This is a genomic window from bacterium (assembly GCA_040757115.1).
Classification (GTDB): domain Bacteria; phylum UBA9089; class CG2-30-40-21; order CG2-30-40-21; family SBAY01; genus JBFLXS01.
On record JBFLYA010000256.1, the window covers coordinates 1 to 5317 of the forward strand.

At 38.5% G+C, this 5317-nt stretch carries 5 protein-coding genes; all 5 read left to right on the forward strand.

The genetic code is table 11. From position 1 onward, the window contains the following. Positions 1 to 209 (forward strand): hypothetical protein (locus AB1422_16375; GenBank protein MEW6620882.1); only part of this gene is annotated, 209 nt, incomplete at its 5' end. A gap of 153 nt (positions 210 to 362) precedes the next feature. Further along, positions 363 to 896, forward strand: a complete 534-nt coding sequence (gene grpE, locus AB1422_16380; protein MEW6620883.1) for a nucleotide exchange factor GrpE — start codon at positions 363 to 365, stop codon at positions 894 to 896. A 93-nt stretch (positions 897 to 989) separates the two neighbouring features. After that, complete coding sequence (locus tag AB1422_16385; protein ID MEW6620884.1) at positions 990 to 2708, forward strand: Hsp70 family protein; 1719 nt, start codon at positions 990 to 992, stop codon at positions 2706 to 2708. Beyond that, a complete protein-coding gene (locus AB1422_16390) occupies positions 2701 to 4638 on the forward strand; it encodes a hypothetical protein (GenBank protein MEW6620885.1) in 1938 nt (645 codons plus the stop codon). The genes AB1422_16385 and AB1422_16390 overlap by 8 nt, the downstream gene beginning before the upstream one ends. Continuing rightward, a complete protein-coding gene (locus tag AB1422_16395; GenBank protein ID MEW6620886.1) occupies positions 4635 to 4967 on the forward strand; it encodes a DnaJ domain-containing protein in 333 nt (110 codons plus the stop codon). Before AB1422_16390 ends, AB1422_16395 begins: the two co-directional genes overlap by 4 nt. Positions 4968 to 5317 lie beyond the last annotated feature (350 nt).

The following is a 5317-nucleotide window of genomic DNA, read 5'->3' on the forward strand; positions in this document are numbered from 1 at the left end:
CACAATCAATTTCTACCTATTTCTATAAATTTCAATCTATTTCTATTATCTTATCTCCATATCACTCTTATCTCCTTATCCCCTTTCTTACACTTTTGATATATAGCCTGAACGGTTACATTTTTTTAAAAAAATGCTTGACAAAATTTATTAATATGCTATTATATAATCATAAAGGATTAGGAATTAAATTCCCCTTTCAATTGTAGATAGGAATCAGAAAGAAGAGATATTGCTATATCTTATTGAAAATCAAATGCTTGTGCTAAATTTCGCCTTTAAATAGAGGGGAAGTTCCATTACAATTTCCAATGCTATTTAACCATTCCTTCTAATGGCTAAATAGTTATGAAAGGAATATAATGTGGTCTAAGATAAAACGATTCTTTTTTACAGGAAGTATTAAAGATAAGTTATCCGAGTTATCGAATGACATAAATTATAAGATTGGAAACTCTAAACACGAGATAATAGAAGAAGTAGGGGAGATAAAGAAAGCTCTTCGTAAACAGGGGCTTTTTGTAGAGATGTTCAAAGAAGAGATTCTTGAACGGCTATCAGAAAAGGAATTTACCGAAAGAAAAGAGGATATCGAAAGGTTTATTGATTTATCCGATGCCTTTTTCCATCTACAGGCAACTCTAACAGACAATCTTCCTTTGCAACAAACCTGGCTTGAAGTTATGGCTATTGTTCGGCAAAAGATAGACTCTTTGCTTGAAACGGTTGGGCTGTCAATTGTATGTCAGACAGAGGTAGAATTTAACCCTTCCCTTCATAACGCTGTAGAGAGACTCTCTCAAGATACTTCTCCTCTGCTGGTAGAAAGGGTTATTCAACCGGGCTATTTCTATAAACAGAAACTGATCCGACCAGCAAAGGTTGTGGTTAGATAATTTGTAAGTATTCAGAGTGTAATATAAGGAAAGAGGTTATTTTTCCTATTTACACTACCTGAACGATTACAAAAAAACAAGGAGGGATATTTTATGAAAGAACCAATGTGTGGGATAGATCTGGGGACTACAAATTCTTGCATTGCTTATCTTAAAGACGGGAAATCTGTTCCCATAGAGATTGAAGATGGTCTGGCAATTGTTCCATCAGTAGTCAGTCTTGATGAAGCAACAGGCCATATATTCGTTGGAAAACAAGCCAAAAATAGACTTATGGCATTTCCGGGAGCTACAGTCAGGTCAATAAAGCGTCAGATGGGAAAGGAGATAAAGGTATCCATTGGCGCAAAATCCTTTTCCCCTGAAGAAATATCTTCTTTTATCCTTAAATACTTAGTTGATAAGGCATCTGCTAAACTTGGCCAGGATATTAAAAAGGTAGTAATTACGGTGCCGGCATATTTTAATGATGCCCAGCGTCGTGCAACTATATCTGCTGGAGAATTAGCAGGGCTTGAGGTACTGAGGATAATTAATGAACCTACCGCCGCCTCCCTTGTTTATGACTATGTATCCTTTATTGAAAAGGTAGAAAGCCCATATATCATGGTCTATGACCTTGGTGGTGGCACATTCGATGTCTCCATCCTTGAGATAAAAGGAGAAATTAAGGAAGTGCTTGCATCTTGTGGAGATACTGCTCTGGGTGGGGATGACTTTGATGAAAGGTTGGTAGCCTACTTTCTCGCTCAGATAAGGAGAAAAACCGGGCTTGAACTATCGGATACCAACCTCCCCTGGCATATCAGGTTGAAGGAAATAGCAGAAAAAACCAAAATCGCATTATCGGATAGCCCTTATGTCACTGTTCAGGAGGTAGCTGTAGCAATTGTCAATGGAGAACCTGTAAATCTCGATATTGAGGTGAGCCGTAAGGAATATGAAGAGATGATAAGTGACCTTGTTGATAAAACGATTGTAAAGGTCAATGAGGCAATAAGTGAGGCACACCTTTCAATTGATGCTATTGGAGAGGTTTTACTTGTTGGTGGAGCGACTCGAACTCCGCTTATCCAGGAAAGATTGTCCGAAATATTTAAGAGACCAATCTATCACTCTGTTGACCCTGACCTTTGCGTGGGATTAGGTGCGGCTGTCCAGAACGGCCTTATAGCAGGAGAAGATGTCGGTCATATCCTCCTCGATGTTACAGCCCATTCTTTAGGGGTAAAGACGGCGGATGATTTTTGTGAGACAACGGGAGAAGCGAACTATTTTTCCACTATCATCCGTAGAAATACCAAAATACCCGTCAGGAAGTCTGATGTCTATTTTACCATGGTTGACGAACAGGAAGTTGTAAGGGTAGAGGTATATCAGGGTGAAAGCCAGTCATGTAAAGAAAACTCTCGGGTAGGGAAATTTATCTTCGAACTCAAGCCTGCACCTGCTGATTCACCAGTAATTACAGAATTTGCTTATGACAAAGAAGGTCTTGTGCATATAACTGTGGAACAAAAAGGCTACAATAATAAGAAAACAGTCACGCTGAATGTCCGTAGTAAAGAGATAGTTGACAGACAGGGAAAAGAAGAAAAGCAAGAAATACTGAATTATATATTACAAAAGGCTCGAAGACTAATGAAAGATGAAAAATTGCCTGCTAACTTAAGAAAGGAGATTGAACTTCTGGGGAATGATTATGAAGATGCACTTAGAAGCGGTGGCGATAAAATGATAGATGACCTGGAAGATAACCTTCTGAATAAAATAGAAAAGGCTGAAGAAAGGCTTACTGAAGATAATGAATAAAGGACAACGAAGACGGTTACAAAAGGAAAGGGGAAAACTTCTCTCATCAGGACATTACTGGGAGTGGCTTCAGTCTCTGGAGAAAACAGGTTACCGTGAGTTTCTTCCTAAAGAGTGGAAAGAGGTATGGAGTATGCTGGCCAGGCGAGCAGTGCGTCTCCCTGCCAGTCTAAACGAATTCTTCAAGAATATTCAGAGAATCAGCCGTTATCCTGAGCTGATGGAGATTAAATTCCTTCTCCTGTTGAAGGATTTTATCGAAAAGGATATATCAGCAGATGCATTCTCCCAGATAAAAGGGCTCCCTTTTCCTGCAGAAGAAATCCGCAAAAAAGTAATCACCTGGAACGACCGCCTTTTTGAAGAAAAGAGATTTAGAGAACTCCTGACTACCTTTGTAAGCCAACCAGATAAAGTGACAAAGGAGCACTTTTCAAAACTTGCCGCATTGACAGAAAAAACCTTATTATATTCGCCCATTCAAAGGCTTTCAGAATTCGTAGGGGAAAAGGGTGTATCAATAAGAAATTTAAGTGTCATTGACTCCCTCTTAAATCAACTCTCCGAAGAGCTCCCGTCTCCCCTTCAGCAACTCCTTTTCTGTCCTTATCTATATTACATAAATAATTATCTCCAGGATATTGTAGAACACGGCGACTATATGAGACTGGCAGAGATTGTTTCTGACATTCCTTTTATCTTTCCTTTGATTACGGGTAAAAAAACAGAAAAGGCATTAGCCAAACTTGCAGAGATTAACCTTGAGACAATGGATGATACCTTTCTATCACGGAAAGTATTGGAGGCGACATTAGAAGAGAAAGTAACACTTATAGCCAATATGCGACATTTAATAAAGGATGAATATTTGGAAGAGAAATATTTACCTTACCTGAGGACACTTTACCAGGGGCTTTTGAGGGATATAGTTAAAAAGAAGCCATCTCTCTCTGAACGGGAACGGAGAGAACTCCCAAAGATTATGGGGCGTATCCTGCAGAACGATATCCATTTCTTGTATAGAACCACAAATGAATTGACTGACATCCTGAGTTTAATTAGCAAAAGTGGCTGTTTAGATACAAGACTTGCCCTTCTCTCACTTATCTCTGCTGAAATGAATAGGGACAAAAACCTCAAACAAGAGGCAGAATCTGTTCTAAAAGGGGTGTCCAATATAACTAAGGAAGATATCAGGTGGCTTTTTGAAAAAAGCCCTGCACCTATCTACCCCTATGTCAGCACATTAAAACCATTGATTGAACTTTATGGAAAGGAAGAGGCTATTACGAAAGAGATTCATGCCCATCTTTTTTCTTTGATTCAAAAGTCTCTTTTCAGGAGTTCTGCAATAAAAGAGTCTCAAAGACTTCTTCCCTCCTTTCTAACCAGAGATGAGTTATATGAGCTCAAGGAGGAATTCTCCGTCCTGAGAGAAGAATTTTTGCTTCTTAAAGGATATCCGCAATTTTTACTGTTGTCAGAGTATCTCTCTTGTTTTCCAGACAATTTTTTTACAGGGGAGGGATACTACAAATATCTCAATCTTGTTTATAGTAAAAAAGGGATTATCGGCATAATTGATATATATGAAGATATTTCAAGGGTATCGATGGAGACAAAAGATGTCGGTTTCCCACCTTTTTCCTCTGTATCACATATCGTAGATTCACAACACATGATTTGCAACAGCGTTTTAAAGGAGCATATATCAGACCTGAATACAGTTAAACTGGAAGAACTTCAAAGGATTTATAACATTATTAATTCTATGGAAAAAGTTAACAGTGATTTATTGATACGATTCAATAATGTGCTGAATTATCGGTATAACAAGGGAGAGAAAGAGGTTGAAGTGCTGAAAGATGCTGTCTATAATATGTTGAGGCAATTAAATAAGAAAGATAAAAAAAGGAAGAAGAAAAGATGACAAAAGAAGAGGCATTAAAGGAACTGGGGTTAGAACCCTCTGCGGCAGGAGAGGAGATAGAGAAGACATACCATAAGCTTGTCAGACGCTATCCGCCGGAGTTTCATCCAGACAAATTCAGAAGGATTGATGAGGCATACCGTTTCCTAACATCTTTTTCAGCTATGCTTGAGCGTCTTTTGTCTTTTCAAACACAGTCGCATACTTTAGATAAGGAATTGTTCGCTTTTAATGTAGAACCGCCTGCCGGTATGATTGAAGAAGGGATAAAGGAATTAAAGAAGGCGATAAAAATGGCTCACTTATGGAATGTTGTTGATTCTCGATGAATTTTGGTGTAAGAAAAGGAGATAAGGAGATAGGGAGATTATGGAGATTGCCATCTTCATCCGTATCTCTCAAATAAAAAAATTCGACCTGTGCGGTTAGAAATTACAAGTAAATTTCCTCAAACCTGAAAGGTTTGATTTTTACATAACCGTAGATAAAATCTACGGAGAGAAGAAAATCTCCTGCTTACTACTCAACCCTGAAAGGGTTGAATTCTAACCATGGATTACATTCGACCCTTTCAGGGTCGAGTTTTGCGGGCGTTTATTTCCGTAGATTGCATCTACGGTTATTTAAAATTCGACGCTTTCAGCGTCAATAACCTAAAACCTAACCGCACAGGTCGAAA

What these genes read in the sequence shown, in the direction of transcription:
- grpE (MEW6620883.1), top strand. Translation starts at nt 363, where the DNA reads ATGTGGTCTAAGATAAAACGATTCTTTTTTACAGGAAGTATTAAAGAT.
- AB1422_16385 (MEW6620884.1), top strand. Translation starts at nt 990, where the DNA reads ATGAAAGAACCAATGTGTGGGATAGATCTGGGGACTACAAATTCTTGC.
- AB1422_16390 (MEW6620885.1), top strand. Translation starts at nt 2,701, where the DNA reads ATGAATAAAGGACAACGAAGACGGTTACAAAAGGAAAGGGGAAAACTT.
- AB1422_16395 (MEW6620886.1), top strand. Translation starts at nt 4,635, where the DNA reads ATGACAAAAGAAGAGGCATTAAAGGAACTGGGGTTAGAACCCTCTGCG.